Genomic DNA, 24,333 nt, shown 5'->3' with positions numbered 1-24,333 from the left:
CACCGTCATTGCGAGCGTAGCGAAGCAATCCAGACTGTCTCCCCGGAAGGATTTTGGATTGCTTCGCTACGCTCGCAATGACGAGGAGGCTCACCTTGTGCTCACCTCGCGCCCCAAAATCCCTTCCTCGATCGCCTTGATCTGGAGCGCGAGATATTTCGAGTTGATGCGGCATTGCGCGAGGCTGCCGGCGATGAACCAGAGGCCGGGCTGTCCCGTGCGCGCATACATGTTGCGCAGCTCGAAGCCGTCGCCGAACCCCCAGACCGGCCCGACGCGGTCGGCGACGCCGTCGCCGAACAGCTTTCGCACCAGATATTCCTGCGGCTTGTAGCCGGTCGAGAGCACGATCAGGTCGGCCGGGATGGTCGAGCCGCCCTTCATCCGCGCGCCCTCGGCGGTGAAGCGTTCGATATCGCTGAATTGTTTCAGCTTGATCGCGCCCTCGACGATCAGGTTGGAGCAACCGACGTTGAAATAATAGCCGCCGCCGCGGGTGAGGTATTTGAATTGCCAGCCCGTCCCGGCCTCGCCGAAATCGAGCTTGAAGCCGACGCGGGAGAGGCCGTCGAGCAGCTCCTTGTCGAGCTGCTTCGACTGCTCGGTCAACATCACATGCGTCTTCTTGGCAAGCGGCGTCGGCATCGAGGCCGCGATCAGGTCGTTGTCCTCGAGCGTGCCCTCATTGTAGGCCGCGTAGGCCAGTTGCGCCGATGGCTCGATATTGGTGACCAGCGTCGGCGAGCGCTGCACCAGCGTCACGTCGGCGCCGCTGGAGTGAAGGTCCTGCGCGATGTCGTGGCCGCTATTGCCGGTGCCGATGACGATGGCGCGCTTGCCGGTCCAGTTCTCGCCGTCCTCGTAGCGGCTGGAATGCACCAGCGTGCCCTTGAAGTTTTCGAGCGTCGGAATGGCGGGAATATTGGCGATGCCGCTGACGCCGGTCGCCATGATCACATGGCGCGGATGCATGGTCCGCTTGCTGCCGTCGGCGCCCCGCAGCGTGACGGTCCATTGGCCCTTCGCCTTGTCGTAGGTGCCGCCTTCGAACTCGGTGCCGGTCCAGAAGTTCAGCTCCATCGCGTCGACATAGGCTTCGAACCAGTTGGCGAGCTTGTCCTTGGGGATATAGGTCGGCCAGTTCGGCGGAAACGGCATGTAGGGCAGGTGATTGACCTGCACCTGGTTGTGCAGGGTCAGCGCGTGATAGCGCTTGCGCCAATTGTCGCCGATCCGGCTTTCGCGGTCGACAATCAGCGCGTCGACCTTCAGCTGCTTCAACCGGGCCGCGATCGCCAGCCCAGCCTGTCCGCCGCCGACGACGACCACGGTGGGATCCCGGCCGGTGTAGTCGAGCGATGCGTTGCGCTGGTCGAGCCAGTTCGGCCCGCGAAAGTCGCGCGAATAGGCCTGACCGCGCGGCCGCGCGGTGCCAAGCTGCTCCTCGAAACCTTTGAGCTCGTCCAGCGCGGTCAGCAGCGTCCACGCCTTCAGGCGATCGCCGTCGGCGGGGTCGGGCACCAGCCGCACGATACCGCTGCCGCGGCCGATCGCGGTCTCGAAGTTGAAGATCGCTTCGACGTTGTTGGTGCCGGCACGCGTCACCCAGCGTGGTGCCGCGCGGTTCGGTGCAATTTTGAAACCGGTCGGTGCGGCCTCGGGCGCGAGCGCGGCCAGCGCTTGTGCGACCGCGGTGCGTCCGGCAAGCGTCTGCAGGTTCCAGCTCAGCGCCAGCACGTCGCGCCAAAAACTGTCGACGAAGAAGAGCCGGCCGAGCGAGGCGGGCTCGGGTTTGCCCAGCGTGCGCTCAAATTCATCGAGCCAGGCTTGAGCGGATGAAGCAATATCCGTCGTACGATCCAGCATGCGCGACCTCGTGGCCGTCTTCGGCGTTTCCCTTGGGAGGAACGCTATACTGGATCAGGCGCCGCCAAAAGCGCTTTACCCGAGCAGCGAGAGCATGTGGCCCTGCTCCGGCGGAATGCGGCCCTGCAGTGTGTCGAGATAGACCTGCCGCACTGCCTCAGGCCCGCGGCTCTCGACCACACGCAGGCACCGGTCCAGCATCGGCGCGAAGCCGGACCATGCGGCGCCAAAGCGTTGCTCGATACCACCCGGTCCCCACTCCTTGGCGCGCTTGCGGATGTGGTCGGGAGCGAAGAACCAGCGCGGCTTCGCGCCGGGCAGCACGCCTTCGTCGGCCTCGGTCGCGCGATGCGTCAATCCGACGCGTATCGAGCATGTCATCCGGTCGCCGAAATGCCTGTGCAGCGCGGTGCGCAGCGCGCTGTTGCCGGCCATGTCGACGAAGGCAACCGGCGCGTCCGACGGCAGCGACGTCACGCGGTCATAGGTGACGACCTCGTCATAGCAGCCGAGCGAGGTAACAAAGCCGGTGTTCCCCGATGAGGTCAGCCCGATCACCTTGCGGCCGCGCGCGTGAAGCAGATGCGCAAGGCCGAATGCGGTCTTGCTCGAGGCGCTCGACAGCAGCACGGTGCGTGCACCGAAATCGTCGTTCTCGGCGAGGAAGTCGTCGACCAGGAACGACAGCATGAACAGCGGCCGCAGCAGCGCCTGATGATCGCCCTGCCGTCCGGCGTAAGCGGGATCGCCACCGACGCGCGCATAGGCATTGTAGACCGGCGCCACGCCCTGCCGGTGCGCGGCGCCGTCGCGCAAGCCCCGCTTGCTGACGTCGGTGGCCTCGATGACGAGATGCGTCGCCATCGGGAAATAGCCGAACAGGCGCTCGCCGACCGGGACGTTCGGATGTTTCGAGGCGATCACCTCGCCAAAGCCCCACACGGGAATGTTGCCGAATCCTTCAGGGGCGGGAAAGATCTGCCAGTATTTCAGCTCGTCGCCCATCACCGCATAGGTGATGTTGTTGGCGGTCAGCGCGAAGCGGTCGACTTTGACGAGCAGTGCATCCTGCGGCAGCGCGTCCACAGGGGGAAGCTCTGTCGCGATCGTCCTGCAGGTTTCGAGATTGTCCCGTGCAACGATGAAGTCGGTGGCTGTCATGACGTCGATCCCCGGCTCTGATCCGTGCCGGCAATCTCATCGGCTATGCGCACCCAGTTTGCAACCTCAACATAGTTTTAAACGCTGTTCGCGCGCGTTCCGCTAGGCGCGGTTCGCCCAGTAGGGATCGCGCAGCTTGCGCTTGAAGATCTTTCCGGTCGCCTCGCGGGGCAGCGCATCCAGGAACTGGACTTCCTTCGGCACCTTGAAGTTGGCCAGCCGCTCGCGCAGAAAGGCCTGCACAGCGGTGGCGGAGAGCTGCGCGCCCGTCTCCGGCTCGATGCAGGCGCACAGCCGTTCGCCGAATTCGGCGTCGGGAATGCCGAACACGGCGCAGTCGCGCACCCCGGGCATCGCGATCAGCACGTTCTCGATCTCGGCAGGATAGATGTTGACGCCGCCCGAGATCACCATGTCGCGCTTGCGGTCGCACAGGAACAGATAGCCGTCTTCGTCGAGATAGCCGACGTCGCCGACGCTGACGAGGCCGTCGCGCCCCGCTTCGGCCCGCGCCTGCGCCTTGCCGTGATAGTCGAAATCAGGCACCGCCGTCTGGCGCATGTAGATCTCGCCGACCTCGCCGGCGCCGCAGAGGCTGCCGTCCTCGCGAAAGATCTTGACGATGCCGCCTTCGATGGCGCGGCCGACCGTGCCCGGCTTCTGCAGGGCCTCCTCGGCCGAGTGCCACACCGGGATGCCGGTCTCGGTGGAGCCGAAATATTCGTTGATGACCGGTCCCCACCAATGGATCATGGCCAGCTTCACTTCGGGTGGGCAGGGCGCGGCGCCGTGCACGACGAAACGCAGCGAGGAGAGATCGTAGCGCTGTCTCACGTCCTCCGGCAGCCGCAGCAGCCGGACGAACATGGTCGGCACCATGTGGATATGCGTGACGCGGTGGCGCTCGATCAGCGCGAGCAGCTCCTCGGCGTCGAACCGCGCCTGGAGCACGATGGTGCAGCCGCCGCGGAACGCCAGCATGCCGTAGGAGTGCGGCGCCGAGTGATACATCGGGCCGTTGATCAGCACGACCTGATTGTCGCGCGGCTTGATGCCATAGGCGATCGCCCCGACGCGTTCGGAGGCGGCCGCCTGCTCGGGCTGCATCGGCATGCGCCGCACGCCCTTCGGCATGCCCGTGGTCCCCGACGTGTAGATCATCGCCGCGGCCCGGCGCGGCGGCTCCTGCATTTCCGAATGGCCGTCGCGCCAGCGGTCCCAATCGGTCAGTCCCGCCGGGACCTCGGTCAGCCCAGGGGCAATCGTGAAGGTCGCCGCGAGCTCGGGCGGCGTCGCGACGACGAGAAGACGGACGCCCGGCGGCAGACCGTCGCGGATCTGCGGCAGCAGATCGGCATGGCAGACCAGGATCTTCGCGCCGCTGTCGGTCAGGATGTAGCGGACCTCTTCGGCCTTGAGATGCCAGTTGATCGGCACCACAGGACTGCCCAGCGCGGCGGACGCGGCAACCGCCTCGAACAGCGCAAAATCGTTGCGAAGCATCATGGCGACCGGAGCGCCTTCGGCGAGGCCCAGCGTACGAAGCCCGCTCGCCGCCCGCCTGATGCGGGCCTGGATCTCGTCATAGCCGATCCGGCGTTCGCCGCTGATGATCATGGCGTGTCCTCAATCTCGCTTTGGTCTAGCGGTCATCCAGCACGTCGCCGAAGCCCACCCAGCTCTTGCCGTTGAAGCGGCGGAGCTGAAGCTGCTGGAACGGCAGGTAGTCGTCGGGGCCGGTCGTCACCGACATGCCCGGCAGCAGCAGCGGCAGCTTCACCTCCTTCAGCGAGGCGGCCTGGCGCATGATGTTGTCGCGGCTGACATCGTCCTTGCAGGCTCTCAGCACCGTCATCAGCAGCGTCGCGTAGTGGTAGCCGGCCGCGTAGTTGGAGTTGGAGAGGTCTGCGGTCGGCATGTACTGCTTCATGAAGGCGAAATATTCCTTCACGCCGGGATCCTCGGCCCATTGCGGGTCCATCGTGTCCTTCTGGTTGCTCGACGAGATCAGGCCGACCGCGTTGTCGAGCCCGGCCGGCTCGAGGAACGAGATCGACGAGGCCGAGGTCGGCACGAAGAACAGCTCGGGCTTCCAGCCGATCTCGGCGACGCCCTTGACCATCTGCGAGGTGAACTTGCCGAGCACGACGCCGAACAGTACGTCGGCGCCCGAGGCCTTCAGGGTGGAGAGCTGCGAGCTGATCGTCGGCGCGCTGGTCTCGTAGGTCTGCTCCGCCACGATCAGGCTCGCGGCCTTCTCGCCGAGCGCGCGCTTGAAGCCGGCGACATAGTCGCGGCCGAAATCGTCGTTCTGGGACAGGATGGCGATCTTGGCGCCGGGCTTGGTGCGCAGCACGTGCTTGGCATAGACCACGCCTTCGGACTCGTAGGCCGCCATGCCGGGCATGGTCCACGGATATTTCTGCGGCTCGGCCCATTTCGTCGCGCCGGAGAGCACGAAGAGCTGCGGCACCTTCTTGCCGTTGAGGTAGCGCTGCACGGCACTGTTGGTGGCGGTGCCGAGCGAGCCGAACATCATCAGCACCTCGTCCTGTTCCACCAGCTTGCGGGTCTGCTCGACCGTCTTCGGCGGCGAATAGGCATCGTCCAGCGTGATGAACCGGACCTTGCGGCCGTTGATGCCGCCCTCGGCATTGACCTTCTCGAAGAACGCCTCCTGCGTCCGTCCGATCGCGCCGAAGCCGGAGGCCGGGCCGCTATAGGGCAGGGTCTGGCCGATGCGGATCTCGCCGGCGCCTTCGGCACAGGCGCTGCCGGCGGCGGGCCCCAGCAACGACAGGCCGATCAGTGCGGCTGCCAGTTTCATGATGTCCTCCCGTTTGTCTTTTCAGTCCAATCTTCTTGTCGGACCGAGCCGTCAGGCGCTGGCTCGCATCAGGAAATCCTGTCGGGCCTGATCGAACTCCGCTTTCATCCGGCCGACCAGCTCGGCGACCGGCGGCGCGTCGGTAATCTGCCCGATACCCTGGCCCGATCCCCAGATGTCGCGCCATGCCTTGGACTTCATGTTGCCGCCGGAGCCGAAATTCATCTTGGTCTTGTCGGCGACCGGGAGATTGTCCGGATCGAGTCCCGCGGCGGCGATCGAGGGGCCGAGGTAATTGCCGTGCACGCCGGTGAACAGGTTCGTGTAGACGATGTCGTGCGCGGCGTGCTGCGTCAGCGCGGACTTGTAGGCTTCATCGGCATTGGCTTCCCGCGTCGCGATGAAGCGGGTGCCCATATAGGCGAGATCGGCACCCAGCGTCAGCGCGGAGGCGATGCCAAAACCGTCGCTGATCGCACCCGACAACAGGATCGCGCCGTCGAACCATTGCTTGACCTCGCGCACCAGCGCGAAGGGCGACAGCGTGCCGGCATGTCCGCCCGCGCCGGCGCAGACCAGGATCAGGCCGTCGACGCCCTGCTCGGCGGCCTTGCGGGCATGCTTGACGTTGATGACGTCGTGGAACACAAGCCCGCCATAGGAATGCGCGGCCTCGACGATCTCCGCCGGCGGCCGCAGCGAGGTGATGATGATGGGCGCCTTGTGCTTCACACAGGTTTCCATGTCCTTCATCAACCGGTCGTTGGAGGCATGGCAGATCTGGTTGACGGCGTAGGGCGCGACCTTCTTGCCGGGATTGCGCGATTTGAATTCGCCGAGCTCGTCCTCGATCTGGCTCAGCCATTCGTCGAGCTTCTCGACCGGACGGGCATTGAGTGCGGGAAACGAACCGACCACGCCGGCCTTGCACTGGGCGATCACCAGCTCCGGTCCGGAGACGATGAAGAGGGGCGAGCCGACGACGGGCAGCTCCAGATTGTTCTTGAGCAGGGCGGGCAGTGCCATCCGATCCTCCTGACAACGCGCGTCAACGGCCTGCCGGCCGATGGTGAGCGCTTCCATGTCGATTGTCGCACCGGCGGGGACATCCGCCGCCCGGCGCTTTGACCCCACTATAGGGTTGGACGGCGGAGATGGGATCGTCCAATATTGAACACACGCCTGACCAGATTTGAACGGAGCCGCCCGGTGGATTGGGATCTCTGCAAGACCTTTGTCGCGGTCGCCGACACCGGCAGCTTCACCGCTGCGGCACGGCGGCTGCACGCCAGCCATCCGACCGTCAGCCGCAAGATCGCGGCGCTGGAGGCGCAGCTCGGCACCAAGCTGCTGGCGCGCGCCGCGGACGGTTTCGTGCTCACCGCCGATGGACGCATGCTGCGCGAGCATGCGGAGGCGATGGCGGCCGCCGCGCTTCGGGCCGAGGCCGCCGTCGGCGCCGGCGGGCGCAAGGCGCGCGGCACGGTCAAGCTGTCGATCGGCGCCACGCTGGCGTCGCATTGGCTGATGCCGCGCCTGCGATCCTTCCTGAGCGAGCATGACCATATCCGGCTCGAGATCATCACCCACCCGTTTCCCGCCAGCGTGCGCCGCCGGGAGGCCGACGTCGTGCTGCGTCCGGTCGACAGCGGCGAGGAGAACCTCGTCGGCCGCAAGGTCGGCCGGCTCGGCACCGGCTTCTATGCTTCGCGCGACTATGCCGCCGGCCGGTCCCTGCCGGAGCGGAGCGGCGAATGGAAAGGGCACAGCGTCGTCGGCTTTGCCGATCAGGATTCGAACGCGCAGCTTGCGCGCTGGAGCGACACGATCACACGCCAGGGCACCGTCGTGATGCGCTGCTCGTCGCAAGGCGACATGCTGGCGGCGGTGCGCGCGGGAATCGGAATCTCCGCGCTGTCCTGCTTCGTTGCGGAGAGCTATCCGGACCTCGTGCGCGTCGCGCCGCAGAAGCTCGTCAGCGTCGCCGACCTCTGGCTGCTCGCGCATCCCGATCTTGTCGAACTGTCCGCGGTGCGCGCCGTCATCGACTTCGTGGCCGGATGTGCCCGCGCCGATCGCGAGCAGTTGCGAGGCTAAGCCGATCCCGCGAGCACGCCCTCGCGCTTCTTCACCGCGCGATAATAGCTCCACCACAGATGCGCGGCGGCGCCGCGCAGCGGACGCCAGGGCTCGGCGAGCGGCGCCATCTGCTTTTCCGTCGGCCGCGCCTTCAGGCCGAGGCCGATCTTGATGCCCTCCTGCACGGCGAGGTCGCCGGCCGGCCAGGCATCGCCATGGCCGAGGCAGAACAGCAGATAGACGTCGGCGGTCCAGGGGCCGATGCCGGGCAGGGAGATCAAGGTGTGATGCGCGGCGTCGGCGTCTTCCTCCGCGAGCACCTCGAGGCTCAGCCGCTGCGCATTGATCTCGCGCGCGAGATGCTTGAGTGTCTTGATCTTGGCGGCGGACAGGCCGAGCCGTCCCAGCCGGTCGGCGCGGGCGCGGCGCACGGCGTCATGGTCGAACGGATCGAACGCCGCCGACAGCCGGCCCCAGATCGCCGCAGCGCTCGCGGTCGAGAGCTGCTGCCCGCAGACGATGTGCGCGAGTCCCGCAAAGCCCGGCTCGCGCCGCCGCAGCGCCGGCATGCCCGCGACCTCGAGCACCGGCTTGAGGCGCGGATCGCGCTTGATCAGCGCCTGGACGGCCTCTTCGAGATCGGATTGGGTTTCGAGGTGGATGGTCATGGCGTCATCGGCTCGCCGCGATGCGGGTTTGGCATCCTGTGGACGCCTTGGGACGATAAGATTAAGACCATACTATCGGAATCCCGGAAGCGTTCGATGACTTTGAGAAGTATTCCTGTGGAGATGGACGGCGGGAAAGTCGCCCTGATCGATGCCATGCTGGATCGCGTCGCCGATGAACACCGCGTTTTCCTGCCGCTGGCCATCGAAAGTGGAAGCCGAGCCTGGGGTTTTGCGTCTCCTGACAGCGACTATGACTGCCGCTTTGTCTATGTGCGCCGCGCGGTCGATCACATCACGCCGTGGGTCAGCCGTGACGTCATCGAGCTCCCGTTCGAAGGCGATCTCGACGCCAACGGTTGGGACTTGCGCAAGGCGCTCCAGCTCCTGTTGAAGGGCAATGCAGTCATCGTGGAGTGGTTGTGCTCGCCCGTCGTTTACCGGGGGCAGGCATGGTTTCGCGACGAGTTTCTGGCGTTTGCCAGAGAGGCCGCGAGCCGGGAGGCGGTCTGCCGCCACTATCTTCATCTCGGCGAGCGCCAACGGCGTGTCTATTTCGGTGACGGGACGAGCGTTGCGCAAAAGAAGATCTTCTATGCACTTCGGCCCGCCGCCGCTTTGCGATGGCTGCGCATGCGTCCTGCCGAAGCCGTGGCGCCAATGCATTTTCCTACCCTGATGGAGGAGTGCGACCCGCCGAGCGAACTGAAATCGGAGGTCGCCGAGCTCATGGCCCGGAAGTCGATCACGCACGAGCTCGGCTCGGCGCCACTGCCGCGCACCGTGGCCAGTTTCCTCGATGCGGAGTTCGAGCTTGCCCGTCGTCTCTTCGAGAGCAGTGCACCAGGTTTATCGGAACAGATGATCATTCGGGCAGAACAGTTTTACCGCGGCGTGGTGGAGCGCCTCGAACGGGAGAGCGGTGCCGTTCTTCCGTTCCGGCTTGCCTGATGCCACCCGTTTTCCGATTTGCCCCCAGCCCGAACGGCTTTTTGCATCTCGGCCACGCCTATTCCGCGCTGCTCAATTTCGATCGCGCGCGCGAGACCGGCGGGCGGCTGCTGCTGCGGATCGAGGACATCGACGCGACGCGCTGCCGGCCGGAATTTGAGACGGCGATCTATGAGGACCTCGGCTGGCTCGGGATCGCCTGGGAGAGGCCGGTGCGGCGGCAGTCGGAGCATCTGTCCGACTACCGCGCCGCGCTGGACAAGCTCTCCGCGCTCGGCCTCGTCTATCCCGCCTTCGAGAGCCGCGCCGAGATCGCAAAACTGGTGGCCGCGCGCGAGGCCGGCGGGCCCTGGCCGCGCGATCCCGACGGCGCGCCGCTTTATCCGGGCGAAGCGAAGTCGCTGGCCGCCGGCGAGCGGACGCGCCTGATCGCCTCGGGCGTGCCCTATGCGCTCCGGCTCGACATGGCGGCCGCCTGCCGCCGCGTTGGCGGCCTGACCTGGAACGAGCTCGGCGAGGGGCCTAATGGCGAGTGCGGCACCGTGCCGGCGCGTCCGGAGGCCTGGGGCGACGTGATCCTGGCCCGCAAGGAGACGCCGACCAGCTACCATCTGTCGGTCGTCGTCGACGACGCGCTCCAGGGCGTCGGCGAGGTGGTCCGGGGGCAGGACCTGTTTCACGCGACCTCGGTCCATCGCCTGCTCCAGGTCCTGCTCGGCCTGCCGGAACCCGCGTACCGCCATCACGGCCTGATTCGCGACGAGGCGGGACGGAAGCTGTCGAAGTCGAGCCAGGCCACCGGATTGCGGGAGTTGCGTGCCGGTGGGACCTCGCCTGACGGTATCCGCCGGCTGGTGGGGATTAGGTCAAGTTTCTCTGGGGGTTAGCAAAACGCTGCCGTGACTCCGGGGGTTCCGCCGTGCCATGCTTGCCCGACGGCCCGGGGTTCGAAGGGATACTTCGAAGGGGAGTTATGGCGGCGAAATCGCGCGCAGCGCGCACTACGCGGACGTCCAGGCGACCGCCTCGGAAGCGGTCCGGGGCGGCCGGCAAGGTGCGCAAGCGCAGCGCCGCCAAGGCAGACGCGCCCGACGTGGTCCAGGCGGCGCTCGCCGCCTTCGCCCATGAAGTCCGCACCCCCCTGACCGGCATTCTCGCCATCAGCGACCTGCTCGCGACCTCCGATCTCGGCGAGCGGGAGCGGCGCTGGGCCGACACGATCAAGGCCGGCGCGGAGCATCTGGCGAGCCTTGCCACGCTGTTCGTGGACGCGGCCAGAACGGGCAAGGGAGCCGGCAAGGGCGGCAGCGCGCTGCGGCAGGACCTGTTCGACCTCAGGGCGCTGGCCCGCAGCGCCGGCGATTCGCTCGCCGGGCGCGCCGCGGCCAAGGGGCTTCAGGCCCGTGTCGAGATTTCCGACAAGCTGTCGGGGCTGGTGGTCGGCGATCCCGTCCGCCTGCGTGCCGCGCTCGAGAACCTGATCGATAATGCCGTGAAGTTCACCGAGCACGGCGCCGTGGCGCTCGCGGTCGCGCCCTGGCGGCCGGCCAAAGGCAAGGCCAAGGGCAAAGGCCGGGTCGGCGTCGCCTTCGCTGTGTCGGACAGCGGCATCGGTCTCACCATGGCCGAGATCAAGCGGCTGTTCCGCCCCTTCACCCAGGCCAATGTCACCATCGCCTCGCGCTTCGGCGGCGCCGGGCTCGGGCTGTCCTCCGTGAAGCAATTGGCGCGCGCGATGGGCGGCGACATCTCGGTCGCGCCGCGCGGCGGCGGCGGCGCCACCTTTACATTGACGGTGTCGCTGGATGCGGCAGAGCCGGCCCGGTCGCGCAAAGCGAAGGGCGAGGCCGGGGTGAACGCGGTCGCCGCGCTCCGCGTGCTCAGCGTCGAGGACAATCCGTTCGGCCGCGTCGTGCTCAACACCATTCTGACCGAGCTCGGCCATCATGCCGAGTTCATCGGGCGCGGCGAGGATGCCGTGAACCGGCTGGAGCAGGGCGCCTTCGATGCGGTGCTGATGGACATGGTGCTGCCGGGGATCGACGGCATCGAAGCGATCCGGCGCATTCGCGCCATGGCGGCGCCGCTGGCTCAGATCCCCATCATCGGGGTCTCCGGGCGCGGCGAGGACGAGGCGGCCTCGCGCGAAGCCGGCGCCGACGCCTTCCTCGTCAAGCCTGTGTCTCCGCGGGCTCTAGCGACTGCGCTGCTTGAAGCGACACGCCGTGAGGAAGTCGCGACTTGATGATCGCGGCGTTGAGCTCGCCGCCGTAAACGAAGATCGCGGCAATGAAATACAGGAACACCAGCGCGATGATGACCGAGGCGAGCCCCGCATACATCGTGACGTAGTTGTTGGCGAAGCGCGCCAGATATTGTCCGAACACGATGCCCGAGATCAGCGACGCCACGATGGTGAAGACGATGCCGGGCAGGATCTGGACGAAGCTCCTGCGGCCTGCCGGCAGCCAGGCGTGCAGGATCAGCAGCGCCACCACCAATGCGCCGACGGTGATGCCGTAGCGCAGCCAGGTGAGGATGCTCTCGTTGGACTCGACGAACAGCGGGATGTGGCGTCGCGCCGCCTCGATGAACAGCGGGCCGAGCACGATCAGGAATGCCATGGCGAGCGCGGTGACGGCCGCGACCAGCGTGTAGCCGATCGATTCCAGTCGCAGCCAGTACCAGCGCCGCATCTCCACCACGGCATAGGCGCGGTTGAGCGCGACGCGGAGCGCCTCGACGCCGTTCGAAGCGAAATAGACCGACAGGGCCGCGCCGATCGTCAGCACGCCGGTGCGGGTCGTGGTCAGCACGTCGTGGATCTCGCCCGAGATCGAATCGGCGACCTGCTTGGGCCAGACCTGCAGCATCAGGCTGGCGGCCTGGTCGGCCAGTTCCTTGGAGCCGAAGAAGCCGGCGAGAGAGGTCAGCACGATCAGGAACGGGAACAGCGCCATCAAGGTCGACAGCGCGATATGGCTCGCGATCGCCCAGCCGTCGTCGGCCAGGAACGTGTAGAACGCGTCCATCACCACGCCATAGATCGTGCGGACGGCGTTCACGGCTTGCCCCGGCTTTGCCCCGCTCCCCGCACGCGGGGAGAGGCGAAGAGGGCCGGCGGCGGATGCAAATCGGAAATCATTTCATGAGCTTCTGATATTATTGGCTCAAAAGCCAGATCGGGAACGCCATAGCGAAGCGCTGCGCAGGGTGTTATCTACCTTTAGATGGCATCTATCCTGAGTACTTTCATCCTCCCGATCGCGGTCGGCGCTGTGGCGCTGGTGCTGCTGCTCGGTCTCGTCAACATGATGCGCGGCGGCTCACCGAACACCTCGCAGAAGCTGATGCGCTGGCGCGTGCTGCTCCAGTTCGTGGCGATCGTGATCGCCATGGCCGCGGTCTGGGCGATGGGGCGGTAGGGCGTGATCCGGAAAAGTGTGAAGCGGTTTTCCGATCAGACCACGCCCTGAAACTAAGGAATCTTGCATGGTTGTGCTGAACCGCATCTATACCAAGACCGGTGACGACGGCACGACAGCGCTCGGCTCGGGCGAGCGCCGTCCGAAATATGATCTCCGCATCGAGGCCTACGGCACCGTCGACGAGACCAACGCCGCGATCGGCGTGGTGCGGCTCCATACCCATGAGATGCCCGAGTTCGACGCGATGCTCGGCCGCATCCAGAACGATCTGTTCGACCTCGGTGCCGATCTCGCGGTGCCAGAGCGCGAGGGCAAGGCGGAGCGGCTGCGGGTGGTGGCGAGCCAGGTCGAGCGGCTCGAGCGCGACATCGACGCGCTCAACGACAAGCTCGCTCCGCTGACCTCCTTCGTGCTGCCCGGCGGCACGCCGGCCGCAGCCTACCTCCATGTCGCGCGCACGATATGCCGCAGGGCGGAACGTGTGATCGTGGAACTGGCGGCGCAGCCGGGCGAGCCCGTTGGTAGCGCTGGCATCCAGTATATGAACCGCCTCTCGGACTTCCTGTTCGTGGCGAGCCGTGCCGCTAACCATAACGGCGCCGGGGACGTGCTCTGGGTTCCGGGCCAGAACCGCTGACCCATTTGGATCGCGCATTTCTAAGGTCTAAAAATTGGCCGCTTCGCGCGTTGACCGGGCCGGATCAGGCCTTTAGGTTCCGCGCCAGTTGATAATCCCCCCTCCCAAATTGAGTGAAAGAGGATCGATGAAGGTCTTAGTGCCGGTAAAGCGGGTGGTCGATTACAACGTCAAGGTCCGCGTCAAGGGCGATGGATCGGGCGTTGAACTCGCCAACGTCAAGATGTCGATGAACCCGTTCGACGAAATCGCGGTCGAGGAAGCGCTGCGGCTGAAGGAAGCCGGCAAGGCGACCGAAGTCGTGGTGGTCTCCATTGGACCGGCGCAGGCGTCGGAGACGATCCGCACCGGTCTCGCCATGGGCGCCGACCGCGGCATCCTGGTGAAGGCCGACGGCAATGTCGAACCGCTCGCCGTCGCCAAGATCCTGAAGAAGGTTGCTGACGAAGAGCAGCCGGGCCTGATCATTCTGGGCAAGCAGGCGATCGACGACGACTCGAACCAGACCGGCCAGATGCTGGCCGCGCTGCTCGGCTGGTCGCAGGCGACCTTCGCTTCCAAGCTCGAGGTCGAAGGATCTGACTTCAAGGTCACGCGCGAAGTCGACGGCGGCCTGCAGACCGTCAAGCTGAAGGGACCGGCGATCGTCACCACCGATCTCCGTCTCAACGAGCCGCGTTACGCTTCGCTTCCGAACATCATGAAGGCGAAGAAGAAGCCGATCGCGGAGAAGACCGTCGCCGATTACGGCGTCGACGTCGCCGCGCGTCTCGAAGTTCTCAAGACCACTGAACCGGCGGGCCGCAAGGCGGGCGTCAAGGTCAAGGACGTCGCCGAGCTGGTGTCGAAACTCAAGAACGAAGCCGGGGTGCTCTGATGACGACGCTTCTGATTGCCGAACACGACAATGCGTCGCTCAAGGATGCGACCAACAAGGCCCTGACCGCGGCCGCCGCGCTCGGCGCGGACGTCGAGGTGCTGGTGGCCGGCCAGAACGCCAAGGCCGCGGCGGACGCCGCTGCCAAGCTCGCCGGCGTCAAGAAGGTGCTGCTCGCCGACGGCGCGCCCTATGCGCACGATCTGGCCGAGCCGCTGGCTGCGCTGATCGTCTCGCTGGCTTCCGGCTATGACGCGATCGTCGCGCCCGCGACCTCGCGCTTCAAGAACGTGATGCCGCGCGTCGCCGCCCTGCTCGACGTCATGCAGGTCTCGGAGATCATCAAGGTGGTCGCCCCCGACACCTATGAGCGTCCGATCTATGCCGGCAACGCCATCCAGACAGTGAAGTCGAAGGACGCCAAGAAGGTCATCACGGTCCGCACCTCCACCTTCGCCGCAGCAGGCGAAGGCGGCAGCGCGAGCGTCGAGAACGTTGCGGCGGCGGCCGATCCCGGTCTGTCGTCCTTCGTCGGCGAGGAAGTCGCCAAGAGCGACCGTCCCGAGCTGACCTCGGCGAAGATCATCGTCTCCGGTGGCCGCGCCATGCAGAGCCGAGAGAACTTCGCCAAGTACATCGAGCCGCTGGCCGACAAGCTGGGCGCCGGCGTCGGTGCCTCGCGCGCGGCGGTGGACGCCGGCTATGCGCCGAACGACTGGCAGGTCGGCCAGACCGGCAAGGTCGTGGCCCCCGAGCTCTATGTCGCGGTCGGCATCTCCGGCGCGATCCAGCATCTGGCCGGCATGAAGGACTCCAAGGTGATCGTCGCGATCAACAAGGACGAGGACGCGCCGATCTTCCAGGTCGCCGATTACGGCCTGGTCGCCGACCTCTACCAGGCGGTTCCTGAGCTGACCGACGAACTCGCCAAGCTCGGCAAGTAAAAGCCGTACAAAACACCGGCCGGAGGTATAAACTCCGGCCGGTGTTTCATTTTTGAGGCGTTTTCTTTGGCGTGGGGCACGCCTTCGAAGCGATCCAATCTAGGTTTCGAGCCAAGGTTCTGATTAAATCAGGCTTCTGGTCAAATCAGACCTCCCGGCTCAGGGGATAGGCAGGGCGCGATCTGCGCGCCGTTCCGGTGGATGACATTATGGCGGCAGTGATCAAGAAGGTCGGCGTGATCGGCGCGGGTCAGATGGGCAATGGCATCGCGCATGTTGCGGCGTTGGCCGGCTTCGACGTGGTGCTCAACGACGTTTCGGCGGACCGCCTGAAGTCGGGCATGGCCACCATCAACGGTAATCTGGCCCGCCAGGTCTCCAAGAAGGCCGTCTCCGAGGACGACAAGACCAAGGCGATGGCGCGCATCTCGCTGGCCGAGAAGCTCGACGATCTCGCCGATTGCGATCTCGTGATCGAGACCGCGGTCGAGAAGGAAGAGGTCAAGCGCAAGATCTTCCACGAGCTCTGCGCGGTGTTGAAGCCCGAGGCGATCGTCGCCTCCGACACGTCCTCGATCTCGATCACCCGCCTTGCCGCCGCCACCGACCGGCCCGAGCGCTTCATCGGCATTCACTTCATGAATCCGGTGCCGCTGATGGAGCTGGTGGAGCTGATCCGCGGCATCGCCACCGACGATTCGACCTTCGAGGCCTCCAAGGAATTCGTCGCCAAGCTCGGCAAGCAGGTCGCCGTCTCCGAGGATTTCCCGGCCTTCATCGTCAACCGTATCCTGCTGCCGATGATCAACGAGGCGATCTACACGCTGTATGAAGGCGTCGGGAACGTCGAGGCGATCGACGCCGCGATGAAGCTCGGGGCGCACCATCCGATGGGGCCGCTCGAGCTCGCCGACTTCATCGGCCTCGATACCTGCCTGTCGATCATGCAGGTCCTCCACGAGGGCCTCGCCGACTCCAAGTACCGCCCGTGCCCGCTGCTGGTGAAATATGTCGAGGCCGGCTGGCTCGGCCGCAAGACCCAGCGCGGTTTCTACGATTACCGCGGCGCCAAGCCGGTTCCGACGCGGTAATCCATTCCCAGGTGTCGTAGGGTGGGCAAAGCGAAGCGTGCCCACGCATTTTCGCGGCCACAGTGAGGTGGTGGGCACGGCGCAAGCGCGCCTTTGCCCACCCTACGGCACCGTTGCCCTCGGCTGGCATCCACTTCGTGACAATTCATGTCCCATTAACCGCTCGCCTCTAGGTTACGGCCAGTACGAGGGTTCGCGTAATGGACATGATGGCGATGGTCAGCACCATGCTGGCCGCTCAGCAAGGCGCGCTGCAGTCGAATATTGCGGCGACGCTGACCAAGCAGAACATGGATATGGAGAAATCCACGGTCCTGACGCTGATGGGCGCCGGTCAGCCCTCGCTTGCCAATGTCGGCCCCGGCGTCGGCGGCAATCTCAACGTGACGGCCTGAGCCACCCTAGAACGAGGCGGCGGCCTTGCCGGTCGCGGCCCGCAGCAGCTTGAGCGCATCCTCGCTCGCCCATTCCGCCGGCCCCGCGATCGTCGCGATTTCGCAGCCTTGCGGGTCGACCAGCACCGAGGTCGGCATGCCCAAGGCCCGGCCTATCGCCTTAAGATCCTGGAAAACCTTGGCTTTTTGGTCGCTGAAATAGCTCAGACGGGTCAGATTGGCCTCTTTCAGGAAGGTCCTGGGCTTCTCCGCGTCGCGGGTGTCGATGTTGATCGCCACGACCTCGAAATTCGGGCCCGACAGCTTGCCCTGGAGCTCGTCCAGCGCCGGCATTTCCTTGCGGCAGGGCACGCACCAGGTGGCCCAGAGGTTCACCAGCAGCGTCTTGCCGCGGAAATCGGACAGTTTCTTCGGCTTGCCGTCGGCATCTTCGAAGGTGAGGTCGGGCAGCTTCAGCGGCGCGCTGGCCATGGTCAGCGCCGCCAGCTCGCCATGGGCGAGCGGGGCGATCTTTTGCGCCGTCGCCACCGCCGGCTTGCAGGTCGGATCGCCCGAGGGCGTCCGGCTCAGGCCCAGCCCGTACAGCGCCGCGAACGCGGCCAGCCCTCCGACCGCCACGGTGGCGATGACGAGGGGGATCCGGCGCGTGGCGGAGGGCTTCTTGTCGAGCATATCGTTTGTCATCCGGTCGCAGATATGGCTATCAGGGGCCTCTTAATACGGCTGGCTGCGGCCAGCAAATGTGCGGCAAGGCAAGGCGCGAGCAGGGGATCATGAGCAACAAGATGTGGGGCGGCCGGTTCTCGGAGCGTCCCGATGAGATCATGGAAGAGATCAACGTCTCCATCGACGTCGATCGTCACCTCTTTGCCCAGGACATTGCCGCGTCCAAGGCCCACGCCGCGATGCTCGCCGCGAATGGCATCATCACGGCTTCTGATGCGAAAAATATCGGCAAGGGTCTAGACACGATTTTGTCAGAGATCGGCAAGGGCGGCTTCGAATTCAAGCGTGCGCTCGAGGACATCCATATGAATGTCGAGAGCCGCCTGTCGGAGCTGATCGGCCCCGCCGCCGGCCGGCTGCACACCGCGCGCTCGCGCAACGACCAGGTCGCGACCGACTTCCGTCTCTATGTCCGCGATGTGCTCGACGAGACCGATGCCGCGCTCGCCGCGTTCCAGGCCGCGCTGGTCAATCGCGCGCTCGAACATGCTGCGACCGTGATGCCCGGCTTCACGCATCTTCAGACTGCGCAGCCCGTCACCTTCGGCCACCATCTGCTCGCCTATGTCGAGATGGCCGCGCGTGACCGCGGCCGCTTCCAGGACGCGCGCAAGCGGCTCAATGAATCGCCGCTGGGCGCCGCCGCGCTCGCCGGCACCTCGTTCCCGATCGACCGCCACGCCACTGCCAAGGCGCTCGGCTTCGATCGCCCGATGGCGAACTCGCTCGATGCCGTCTCCGATCGCGATTTCGTGCTGGAGACCTTGTCCGCGGCCTCGATCTGCGCCGTGCACATGTCGCGCTTTGCCGAGGAGATCGTGATCTGGACCTCGCCCCTGGTCGGCCTGGTCCGGCTTAGTGACAAGTTCACCACCGGTTCCTCGATCATGCCGCAGAAGCGCAATCCGGATGCGGCCGAGCTGGTGCGCGCCAAGACCGGCCGCGTCATCGGTGCGCTCAACGGCCTGCTCATCGTGATGAAGGGCCTGCCGCTGGCCTATCAAAAGGACATGCAGGAGGACAAGCAGGGCGCCATGGAGGGCTTTGCCGCGCTGTCGCTGGCGATCCGCGCCATGACCGGCATGGTCCGCGACCTCGTGCCCGACGAAGCGAAGATGAAGGCCGCCGCAGGCGAGGGCTATGCCACCGCGACCGATCTCGCCGACTGGCTGGTGCGGACGCTGAAGATGCCGTTCCGCGACGCCCACCACGTCACCGGCCGCATCGTCGCCAAGGCCGCCGAGGGCGGCGTGGCGCTGCACGAACTGCCGCTGAAGGAGATGCAGGCAATCGAGCCCAAGATCACCAAGGACGTGCTCGGCGTGCTGTCGGTCGAATCGTCGGTGAAGAGCCGGACCAGCTTCGGCGGCACCGCGCCGAAGAATGTGATGTCGCAGGCGAAGAGCTGGGCGAAGCGGCTGGAAAAAGAGCGGAAATAGGGCTGCGGGCAAAATTTCGCTTATGTTTCATGGCCATCCGGCTCTCGCCAGAGCGCGCCAATCTCTGTATGGTGCGCCCCGCGTAGTGGGGATTTCGTCGTGACGTCAAAGTTTCGCCCGGCCGGCTCGGGGTGGGCCATCATTGTCTTGAGCCTGACGGCGCTCGCGCTGGCCGGCTGCGGCCGCAAAGGTCCGCTCGATCTGCCGCCGACCGCCTCCAGTGCGTCCACGGCCAACGTCGCCGGGCCGACCGATACCGACACCGAAGCCCAGAAGACGCCGAGCGTGTTCAATCCGACCTACGGTGCGGACGCAGCTCCAGCGGCACCCAAGGGCAACAAGAAATCGTTTATTCTCGATCCGCTCCTGGACGACAAACCCGGCCGGTAGGCCGGGGTAACTGAGCCAACGCCATGAACCATTTCGACTATCGCAACGGCGTGCTGCACGCCGAGGCCGTGAACCTGTCCGAGCTGGCCGCGACCGTCGGCACGCCGTTCTATTGCTATTCGACCGCGACGCTGGAGCGGCATTACCGCGTCTTCACCGAGGCCTTCGCCGGAGAGAAGGTGCTGGTCTGCTACGCCATGAAGGCAAACTCGAACCAGTCGGTGCTGCGCACGCTGGCCAAGCTCGGCGCCGGCGCCGACGTGGTCTCGGGCGGTGAGTTGAAGCGCGCGCTCGCCGCGGGCATTCCCGCCAGCAAGATCCTGTTCTCCGGCGTCGGCAAGACGGAAGACGAGCTGCGCGCCGCGCTGGCCGCCGACATCCTCTGCCTCAACGTTGAATCCGAGCCCGAGCTCGAATTGCTGTCGCGCCTCGCGACCGAAACGGGCAGGACTGCGCGCATCTCGATCCGCGTCAATCCCGACGTCGATGCCGGCACGCATGCCAAGATCTCCACCGGCAAGTCCGAGAACAAGTTTGGCATCCCGATCGTGCACGCCCGCGAGGTCTACGCGCGCGCGGCCAAGCTGCCCGGGATCAAGGTGACCGGCACCGACGTGCATATCGGCAGCCAGATCACCGATCTCTCCGGCATGGAGACGGCGTTCCGCATCCTCTCCGACTTCGTGCAGACGCTGCGCAGCGACGGCCACGACATCAGCCACGTCGATTTCGGCGGCGGTCTCGGCATTCCCTATTACATGGACCGCGAGGCGCCGCCGGCGCCCGCCGCCTATGCCGCCATGGTCAAGCGCGTCAGCCACAATCTCGGCTGTACGCTGATGTTCGAGCCGGGCCGCATGATCGTCGGCAACGCCGGGATCCTGGTCGCCAAGGTGATCTATGTGAAGCACGGCGACGGCAAGAATTTCGTCATCATCGACGCCGCGATGAACGACCTGATCCGCCCGACGCTGTACGAGGCCCATCACGACATCCTGCCGGTGACGCAGCCGGGGAAGGGGGCTGACACGATCAAGGCCGACGTGGTCGGCCCGGTCTGCGAGACCGGCGACTATCTCGCGCTCGACCGCACGCTGCCGACGCCGAAGGCGGGCGATCTCCTCGCGATCATGACGGCCGGTGCCTATGGCGCCGTGCAGGCCGGCACCTACAACACGCGTCCGCTGGTGCCCGAGGTGCTGGTGAAGGGCGATCAATACGCCGTGGTGCGCCCGCGCATCGAGGTCGAGCAGCTGATCGCGATGGACACGCCGGCGCCGTGGCTGTGAGTACGCCGGCGAGGTGCACTCGCCGGCGCTACGTGCGCGTTACGGCCCGTATTTCGGAGCCGGCTTCTGATTGAAATCGTTGTCGTCGGTGACGCAGGTGAAGCTCGCCGCGTTGTTGCTGTCGCCGCGGCCGTTGTACTTCGCGACCTTTGGGAAGACGCAGAGCGGCCGTGTCATCTGGACCGCAGGCGGCGTATCGGCCACGAACTTCGTGGCGAGGATCGTGTCCGGCGCGACGCCGGCCTCGACCCATTTGACCAGCGGTGTGAGCGCATCGAACGTGTTCGGACCAGGCCCGCCCGAGCAATGATACATCCCGGGCACCATGAACAGACGCGTGTAGCTCTGGGTCCGCCTCAGCGCTGGATTGCCAGGTCCGTTGCCATGATCGAAGAAGCTGGCCTCTTGCACGCCTTGGCCCTCATTCCCCACCAGCGCGAGGAAATAGTTGATGCTGCTCTGTGACGGGATCAGCGGGTCGGCCCAGCCATGGTACATCAGCAGCTTGCCGCCATGAGCGCGGAATTCGCCGAGATCGGTGCTGGTGGCGTTCAGCACCGCGGCAAGCTGGTCGTCCACCTTGGCGATGTCATGGTGGAAGTCGAAATTGGCAAAATTGGTTGGGCTTGAAGGGTAGCCGAAGCTCGGGCCGAACACCCAATAGAACAGGCCGTCGAAGGCTGGCTCGGGCAGCCGCTCCTGAAAGGCAAGACCGAGCGCGAGGATATCGTCGGTCTCGTTGCCGCGCTGCGAACCCGGATTGATGATCTGCCCGTTCACCGGGTCGATCGTGCCGGCATAATAGCGCTGCATGGTCGTGACCTGCTCGGAGGTCAGGCAGGCGGGCGGCACGTTGCCGCCTTTGCAGAGCAGGACCTTCGGATCGAAACGACAATCGCGCGGGTCGGTCAGGAACTGATCGGTGGGGGCGCCGCCGTCCTGTCCGACGCATTGTTTGAGCACGGCCTGGTTGATCAGCGTCATCTGGCCGGTCTGGATGAACCGCCCGAGGGTAGCATGCGCGTTCTGCCAGCCATAGAGGCCCGCCATGTGCAGGTGGGTGCGGTTGAACGCGGGCGCGCCGGCGAGGATGCCGTCGTAATCATTGGGGAAGCGCTGCGCCTCCATCAGTGCGTTCTGACCGCCGGTGGAGCAGCCGGCGAAATAGGCCCTCTGCGGCCGCTGTCCGTAAAACACATTGGCGATTTCCTTGCCGCGCACGGTCATCAGATGGATCGCGCGATAGCCGAAATCCTTGATCCGCTCGGGATGCCCGAACAGGCCGGCCGAGGGGCTCGCGGGATCGCCGAATTGAATGGCGAGCGGATTGCCCATGTTGCCGGCCGAGCCGCAGAACAGCGGATTGCATCCTGAAGATCCAGTGCCGAGATCGCTATTGGTCGCGGCAAAGCCGGCCCGGAGGCCGATGGCGAGCTCATTGTAGGTGATCACGCCCTGGAAGCCGCCGCCGCCGGTGCCGAGGAATCTGCCGTTCCAACTGGTCTCGGGCAGCCAGACCTCGATCCTGATGCTGGAGTCGGAGCTGGGAACCAGGGTTGCGGTGACGCGGCAGAATGCGGGCAGGCCGGTGATCGGGCTCGCGCCGGGCGGCACGAAGGTGCCGGTCGTGTTGTCGTCCGCCGAATTGATCACCGTGTGCGGCAGTTGCAAGGATCGAAGATTGGTGCACGCCGTCGCCATTGCGGGCGAGCTGATCGCGACACAGGCAAACAGGGCCATGGTCGCACCGACAAGTAAGTGTCGATGACGCTTCATTCCGTCCTCCCGGGATTTTTTCAGGCTTGTAGAGAGGACAGGATAACTTACAAAGAATACAACTCAAGGGTGAAAGGTGGCGCCGCGAAATTTACGAGACGCTCGCGCGCCAGTTGCGGCGTCGTAGCCCGGATGCAGCGGTGTGCAATCCGGGACTCTCGGAATGATCCAGCAATCCCGGATGTCGCTTTCGCTCCATCCGGGTTACGCGGCTTAAGGCGTGCGGCTATTTCCCTGCCAAGCCGCCCTTGCCGCCGACCACGACCCCCGCCTTCTTCTCGATCGGCTTGATCGCCGCGGTGAAATCGGACTCGGCGCCTTCCGCGGCGATCACCGTCTCCCAGAGACGCCCGACCGCGTCGGCGACCTCCATCGACAGGCCGAGCTGATTCATCTCCTCCAGCGCCAGCCGCACGTCCTTCACCATCAGCCCCGTGGCGAAGCCGAAATCGAAGCTGCGCGGCAGCACCGAGCGCGGAAACTTGTCGCGGCTCGCGGTGTTCATGCCCGAGCCGGCATTGATGACGTCGATCATCACGGCGGGATCGAGCCCGGCCTTCACGCCCATCACGACGGCTTCGGACGTCGCCACGATGGCGGTGGCCGACAGGAAATTGTTGGCGAGCTTCATGGTCTGCGCCGCGCCGGGCTTCTCGCCGATGAAGAACACCTTTCCGATCACGTCGAGTGCCGGCTTCAGGAGCTCGAACTCCGCCTTCGGCCCCGACACCATCACCGCCAGCGTGCCTTTCTCGGCACCGCCGACGCCGCCGGAGACGGGGCAGTCGATCTGCACGATGCCGCGCTTGGCGAGCAGGCCGTGGATCTTCACGGCCATCGCCGAGCCGACGGTGGACAGATCGATGAAGCGCTTGGCGCGCCTGCCCTCGATCACGCCGTTCGCGCCCGTGGCGACCTCGAGCGAAGCCTGCAGCGAGGGCAGACTCGCCATCACGGTCTCGACCTGGTCGGCGACGTCCTTCGGCGATGTCGCAGCCGTCGCGCCGCGGGCCACGAGCTTGTCCGTGACCTCCTTGCGCGTGTCGAACACGACGAGCCTGTGCCCCGCCTCGATTAGCCGCCGCGCAATCGGGAAACCCATGTTTCCGAGCCCGATGAATCCGATGTCCATGGTGTTTCCTTGTGCTTGTTATTCGTTGTCGGTTGAGAACTGCGCGCCACATCCTCGGTGTCGTCCCGGCCTAGCGCGCAATTGCGCGCGGGGGGCCGGGACCCATAACCCCAGGAAGCGGTGTGGCGCGAAGCTGATAACTCCGAGTCCCCGTAACCACATCTGCCTGTGGTTATGGGTCCCCGCCTTCGCCGGGACGACGGTGGTGAGGGGAGTTCGCGCCCCTCACCACAGCCCTCACGCCTTCCCATCGATCTCCGCGAACACCTCGCGCGCGATGCGGAAGCTGTCGACGGCGGCCGGCATGCCGCCATAGATCGCCACCTGCATCAGGATCTCGCGGATCTCGTCGCGGCTGACGCCGTTGGTGAGTGCGCCCTTCAGATGCGCGCGAAACTCGTGCTGGCGGTTGAGGATCGCGATCATCGCGATGTTGAGCATGCTGCGGGTCTTGCGCGGCAGTTCCTCGCGGCCCCACACCGTGCCCCAGCAATATTCGTTGAGCATCTCCTGGAACGGACGGTTGAAGTCGTCGACGTTCTTCAGGGCGTTGTTGACATAGGCTTCCCCCAGCACCGCTTTGCGGACTTCCAGGCCCTTGTCGTGCATTTTCTTGTCCATGACGTTTCCTTCTCGTCCTCTTGGGAATGGCGCGCG

Annotated in this window: 24 protein-coding genes; 13 read left to right on the top strand and 11 right to left on the bottom strand. The window is 65.6% G+C overall.

Features of this window, described 5'->3' with window-relative positions; translation table 11 throughout:
• Positions 1-90: 90 nt before the first annotated feature.
• From A7X65_RS38755 to A7X65_RS38735, 5 genes are all read right to left on the bottom strand, one after another.
• Positions 91-1,866, bottom strand: a complete 1,776-nt coding sequence (locus A7X65_RS38755) for a flavin-containing monooxygenase (protein WP_063694677.1) — start codon at positions 1,864-1,866, stop codon at positions 91-93.
• A 75-nt stretch (positions 1,867-1,941) separates the two neighbouring features.
• The gene (locus tag A7X65_RS38750; protein ID WP_063694676.1) at positions 1,942-3,027 is read right to left on the bottom strand and encodes a DUF2855 family protein; all 1,086 of its coding nucleotides are present in this window, start codon (positions 3,025-3,027) and stop codon (positions 1,942-1,944) included.
• 102 nt (positions 3,028-3,129) lie between these two features.
• Positions 3,130-4,644 carry an acyl-CoA synthetase gene (locus A7X65_RS38745; RefSeq protein WP_063694675.1) on the bottom strand — a complete coding sequence of 505 codons (1,515 nt, stop codon included), beginning with the start codon at positions 4,642-4,644 and terminating at the stop codon, positions 3,130-3,132.
• Positions 4,645-4,669: 25 nt separating this feature from the next.
• A complete protein-coding gene (locus A7X65_RS38740) occupies positions 4,670-5,854 on the bottom strand; it encodes an ABC transporter substrate-binding protein (protein ID WP_063694674.1) in 1,185 nt (394 codons plus the stop codon).
• A 51-nt stretch (positions 5,855-5,905) separates the two neighbouring features.
• Positions 5,906-6,880: an NAD(P)H-dependent flavin oxidoreductase gene (locus A7X65_RS38735; RefSeq protein WP_063694757.1), complete on the bottom strand. Its 975-nt coding sequence runs from the start codon at positions 6,878-6,880 to the stop codon at positions 5,906-5,908.
• Positions 6,881-7,063: 183 nt separating this feature from the next.
• Here A7X65_RS38735 and A7X65_RS38730 point away from each other — a divergent pair, with 183 nt between their 5' ends.
• Positions 7,064-7,951, top strand: a complete 888-nt coding sequence (locus A7X65_RS38730; RefSeq protein WP_063694673.1) for a LysR family transcriptional regulator — start codon at positions 7,064-7,066, stop codon at positions 7,949-7,951.
• On the opposite strand, the gene A7X65_RS38725 is transcribed toward A7X65_RS38730, so the two are convergent.
• On the bottom strand, positions 7,948-8,601 hold the full coding sequence (locus A7X65_RS38725) for a DNA-3-methyladenine glycosylase family protein (protein ID WP_063694672.1): 654 nt from the start codon (positions 8,599-8,601) through the stop codon (positions 7,948-7,950). The genes A7X65_RS38730 and A7X65_RS38725 overlap by 4 nt on opposite strands.
• Here A7X65_RS38725 and A7X65_RS38720 point away from each other — a divergent pair.
• From A7X65_RS38720 to A7X65_RS38710, 3 genes are all read left to right on the top strand, one after another.
• Positions 8,578-9,552, top strand: a complete 975-nt coding sequence (locus A7X65_RS38720) for a nucleotidyltransferase domain-containing protein (protein WP_245324065.1) — start codon at positions 8,578-8,580, stop codon at positions 9,550-9,552. The two genes, A7X65_RS38725 and A7X65_RS38720, sit on opposite strands and share 24 nt — an antisense overlap.
• A complete protein-coding gene (gene gluQRS / locus A7X65_RS38715; protein ID WP_063694671.1) occupies positions 9,552-10,439 on the top strand; it encodes a tRNA glutamyl-Q(34) synthetase GluQRS in 888 nt (295 codons plus the stop codon). The genes A7X65_RS38720 and gluQRS overlap by 1 nt, the downstream gene beginning before the upstream one ends.
• A gap of 86 nt (positions 10,440-10,525) precedes the next feature.
• Complete coding sequence (locus A7X65_RS38710) at positions 10,526-11,797, top strand: ATP-binding protein (RefSeq protein WP_063694670.1); 1,272 nt, start codon at positions 10,526-10,528, stop codon at positions 11,795-11,797.
• Here the strand turns inward: A7X65_RS38710 and A7X65_RS38705 are convergent.
• Positions 11,724-12,617 carry a YihY/virulence factor BrkB family protein gene (locus A7X65_RS38705; protein ID WP_063694669.1) on the bottom strand — a complete coding sequence of 298 codons (894 nt, stop codon included), beginning with the start codon at positions 12,615-12,617 and terminating at the stop codon, positions 11,724-11,726. The two genes, A7X65_RS38710 and A7X65_RS38705, sit on opposite strands and share 74 nt — an antisense overlap.
• A gap of 165 nt (positions 12,618-12,782) precedes the next feature.
• Here A7X65_RS38705 and A7X65_RS38700 point away from each other — a divergent pair, with 165 nt between their 5' ends.
• The 6 genes from A7X65_RS38700 to A7X65_RS38675 all read left to right on the top strand — a co-directional run bounded on the left by A7X65_RS38700 (position 12,783) and on the right by A7X65_RS38675 (position 16,924).
• Complete coding sequence (locus A7X65_RS38700) at positions 12,783-12,977, top strand: twin transmembrane helix small protein (protein ID WP_018646527.1); 195 nt, start codon at positions 12,783-12,785, stop codon at positions 12,975-12,977.
• 67 nt (positions 12,978-13,044) lie between these two features.
• On the top strand, positions 13,045-13,617 hold the full coding sequence (locus A7X65_RS38695; RefSeq protein ID WP_063694668.1) for a cob(I)yrinic acid a,c-diamide adenosyltransferase: 573 nt from the start codon (positions 13,045-13,047) through the stop codon (positions 13,615-13,617).
• A gap of 127 nt (positions 13,618-13,744) precedes the next feature.
• The gene (locus tag A7X65_RS38690) at positions 13,745-14,494 is read left to right on the top strand and encodes an electron transfer flavoprotein subunit beta/FixA family protein (protein ID WP_063694667.1); all 750 of its coding nucleotides are present in this window, start codon (positions 13,745-13,747) and stop codon (positions 14,492-14,494) included.
• Complete coding sequence (locus A7X65_RS38685) at positions 14,494-15,438, top strand: electron transfer flavoprotein subunit alpha/FixB family protein (protein WP_063694666.1); 945 nt, start codon at positions 14,494-14,496, stop codon at positions 15,436-15,438. The genes A7X65_RS38690 and A7X65_RS38685 overlap by 1 nt, the downstream gene beginning before the upstream one ends.
• Positions 15,439-15,647: 209 nt before the next feature.
• Positions 15,648-16,529 (top strand): 3-hydroxybutyryl-CoA dehydrogenase, encoded by an 882-nt coding sequence (locus A7X65_RS38680; protein ID WP_063694665.1) that lies wholly within the window; start codon positions 15,648-15,650, stop codon positions 16,527-16,529.
• A 200-nt stretch (positions 16,530-16,729) separates the two neighbouring features.
• Entirely contained in the window at positions 16,730-16,924 is a 195-nt protein-coding gene (locus A7X65_RS38675) for a putative motility protein (protein WP_028182113.1), read from the top strand.
• Positions 16,925-16,930: 6 nt separating this feature from the next.
• Here A7X65_RS38675 and tlpA read toward each other — a convergent pair whose 3' ends face one another.
• Complete coding sequence (tlpA, locus tag A7X65_RS38670; RefSeq protein ID WP_063694664.1) at positions 16,931-17,596, bottom strand: thiol:disulfide interchange protein TlpA; 666 nt, start codon at positions 17,594-17,596, stop codon at positions 16,931-16,933.
• Between the two features lie 101 nt (positions 17,597-17,697).
• On the opposite strand from tlpA, the gene argH reads away from it, so the two are divergent.
• The 3 genes from argH (at position 17,698) to lysA (ending at position 20,768) form a co-directional block, all read left to right on the top strand.
• Positions 17,698-19,089 carry an argininosuccinate lyase gene (gene argH / locus A7X65_RS38665; protein ID WP_063694663.1) on the top strand — a complete coding sequence of 464 codons (1,392 nt, stop codon included), beginning with the start codon at positions 17,698-17,700 and terminating at the stop codon, positions 19,087-19,089.
• Positions 19,090-19,188: 99 nt separating this feature from the next.
• Positions 19,189-19,479: an LPS translocon maturation chaperone LptM gene (gene lptM, locus A7X65_RS38660; RefSeq protein ID WP_063694662.1), complete on the top strand. Its 291-nt coding sequence runs from the start codon at positions 19,189-19,191 to the stop codon at positions 19,477-19,479.
• A 23-nt stretch (positions 19,480-19,502) separates the two neighbouring features.
• Positions 19,503-20,768: a diaminopimelate decarboxylase gene (gene lysA / locus A7X65_RS38655; protein ID WP_063694661.1), complete on the top strand. Its 1,266-nt coding sequence runs from the start codon at positions 19,503-19,505 to the stop codon at positions 20,766-20,768.
• A 39-nt stretch (positions 20,769-20,807) separates the two neighbouring features.
• Here the strand turns inward: lysA and A7X65_RS38650 are convergent, their stop codons facing one another.
• The 3 genes from A7X65_RS38650 to A7X65_RS38640 all read right to left on the bottom strand — a co-directional run bounded on the left by A7X65_RS38650 (position 20,808) and on the right by A7X65_RS38640 (position 24,297).
• Positions 20,808-22,544, bottom strand: coding sequence for a tannase/feruloyl esterase family alpha/beta hydrolase (locus A7X65_RS38650; RefSeq protein WP_063694660.1), 1,737 nt, complete (start codon positions 22,542-22,544; stop codon positions 20,808-20,810).
• A 226-nt stretch (positions 22,545-22,770) separates the two neighbouring features.
• On the bottom strand, positions 22,771-23,676 hold the full coding sequence (locus A7X65_RS38645; protein ID WP_063694659.1) for an NAD(P)-dependent oxidoreductase: 906 nt from the start codon (positions 23,674-23,676) through the stop codon (positions 22,771-22,773).
• A gap of 237 nt (positions 23,677-23,913) precedes the next feature.
• The gene (locus A7X65_RS38640; protein ID WP_014491654.1) at positions 23,914-24,297 is read right to left on the bottom strand and encodes a carboxymuconolactone decarboxylase family protein; all 384 of its coding nucleotides are present in this window, start codon (positions 24,295-24,297) and stop codon (positions 23,914-23,916) included.
• Between the last annotated feature and the right edge of the window lie 36 nt (positions 24,298-24,333).

Source organism: Bradyrhizobium stylosanthis (assembly GCF_001641335.1).
Lineage (GTDB): Bacteria > Pseudomonadota > Alphaproteobacteria > Rhizobiales > Xanthobacteraceae > Bradyrhizobium > Bradyrhizobium stylosanthis.
This window is presented reverse-complemented; position numbering and strand designations above follow the sequence as displayed.

Bases quoted from the DNA above. Each gene is read 5' to 3' on its own strand.
- A7X65_RS38755 (WP_063694677.1), bottom strand. From the start codon at position 1,866: ATGCTGGATCGTACGACGGATATTGCTTCATCCGCTCAAGCCTGGCTC.
- A7X65_RS38750 (WP_063694676.1), bottom strand. From the start codon at position 3,027: ATGACAGCCACCGACTTCATCGTTGCACGGGACAATCTCGAAACCTGC.
- A7X65_RS38745 (WP_063694675.1), bottom strand. From the start codon at position 4,644: ATGATCATCAGCGGCGAACGCCGGATCGGCTATGACGAGATCCAGGCC.
- A7X65_RS38740 (WP_063694674.1), bottom strand. From the start codon at position 5,854: ATGAAACTGGCAGCCGCACTGATCGGCCTGTCGTTGCTGGGGCCCGCC.
- A7X65_RS38735 (WP_063694757.1), bottom strand. From the start codon at position 6,880: ATGGCACTGCCCGCCCTGCTCAAGAACAATCTGGAGCTGCCCGTCGTC.
- A7X65_RS38725 (WP_063694672.1), bottom strand. From the start codon at position 8,601: ATGACCATCCACCTCGAAACCCAATCCGATCTCGAAGAGGCCGTCCAG.
- gluQRS (WP_063694671.1), top strand. From the start codon at position 9,552: ATGCCACCCGTTTTCCGATTTGCCCCCAGCCCGAACGGCTTTTTGCAT.
- A7X65_RS38710 (WP_063694670.1), top strand. From the start codon at position 10,526: ATGGCGGCGAAATCGCGCGCAGCGCGCACTACGCGGACGTCCAGGCGA.
- A7X65_RS38700 (WP_018646527.1), top strand. From the start codon at position 12,783: ATGGCATCTATCCTGAGTACTTTCATCCTCCCGATCGCGGTCGGCGCT.
- A7X65_RS38695 (WP_063694668.1), top strand. From the start codon at position 13,045: ATGGTTGTGCTGAACCGCATCTATACCAAGACCGGTGACGACGGCACG.
- A7X65_RS38690 (WP_063694667.1), top strand. From the start codon at position 13,745: ATGAAGGTCTTAGTGCCGGTAAAGCGGGTGGTCGATTACAACGTCAAG.
- A7X65_RS38685 (WP_063694666.1), top strand. From the start codon at position 14,494: ATGACGACGCTTCTGATTGCCGAACACGACAATGCGTCGCTCAAGGAT.
- A7X65_RS38680 (WP_063694665.1), top strand. From the start codon at position 15,648: ATGGCGGCAGTGATCAAGAAGGTCGGCGTGATCGGCGCGGGTCAGATG.
- A7X65_RS38675 (WP_028182113.1), top strand. From the start codon at position 16,730: ATGGACATGATGGCGATGGTCAGCACCATGCTGGCCGCTCAGCAAGGC.
- tlpA (WP_063694664.1), bottom strand. From the start codon at position 17,596: ATGCTCGACAAGAAGCCCTCCGCCACGCGCCGGATCCCCCTCGTCATC.
- argH (WP_063694663.1), top strand. From the start codon at position 17,698: ATGAGCAACAAGATGTGGGGCGGCCGGTTCTCGGAGCGTCCCGATGAG.
- lysA (WP_063694661.1), top strand. From the start codon at position 19,503: ATGAACCATTTCGACTATCGCAACGGCGTGCTGCACGCCGAGGCCGTG.
- A7X65_RS38650 (WP_063694660.1), bottom strand. From the start codon at position 22,544: ATGAAGCGTCATCGACACTTACTTGTCGGTGCGACCATGGCCCTGTTT.
- A7X65_RS38645 (WP_063694659.1), bottom strand. From the start codon at position 23,676: ATGGACATCGGATTCATCGGGCTCGGAAACATGGGTTTCCCGATTGCG.
- A7X65_RS38640 (WP_014491654.1), bottom strand. From the start codon at position 24,297: ATGGACAAGAAAATGCACGACAAGGGCCTGGAAGTCCGCAAAGCGGTG.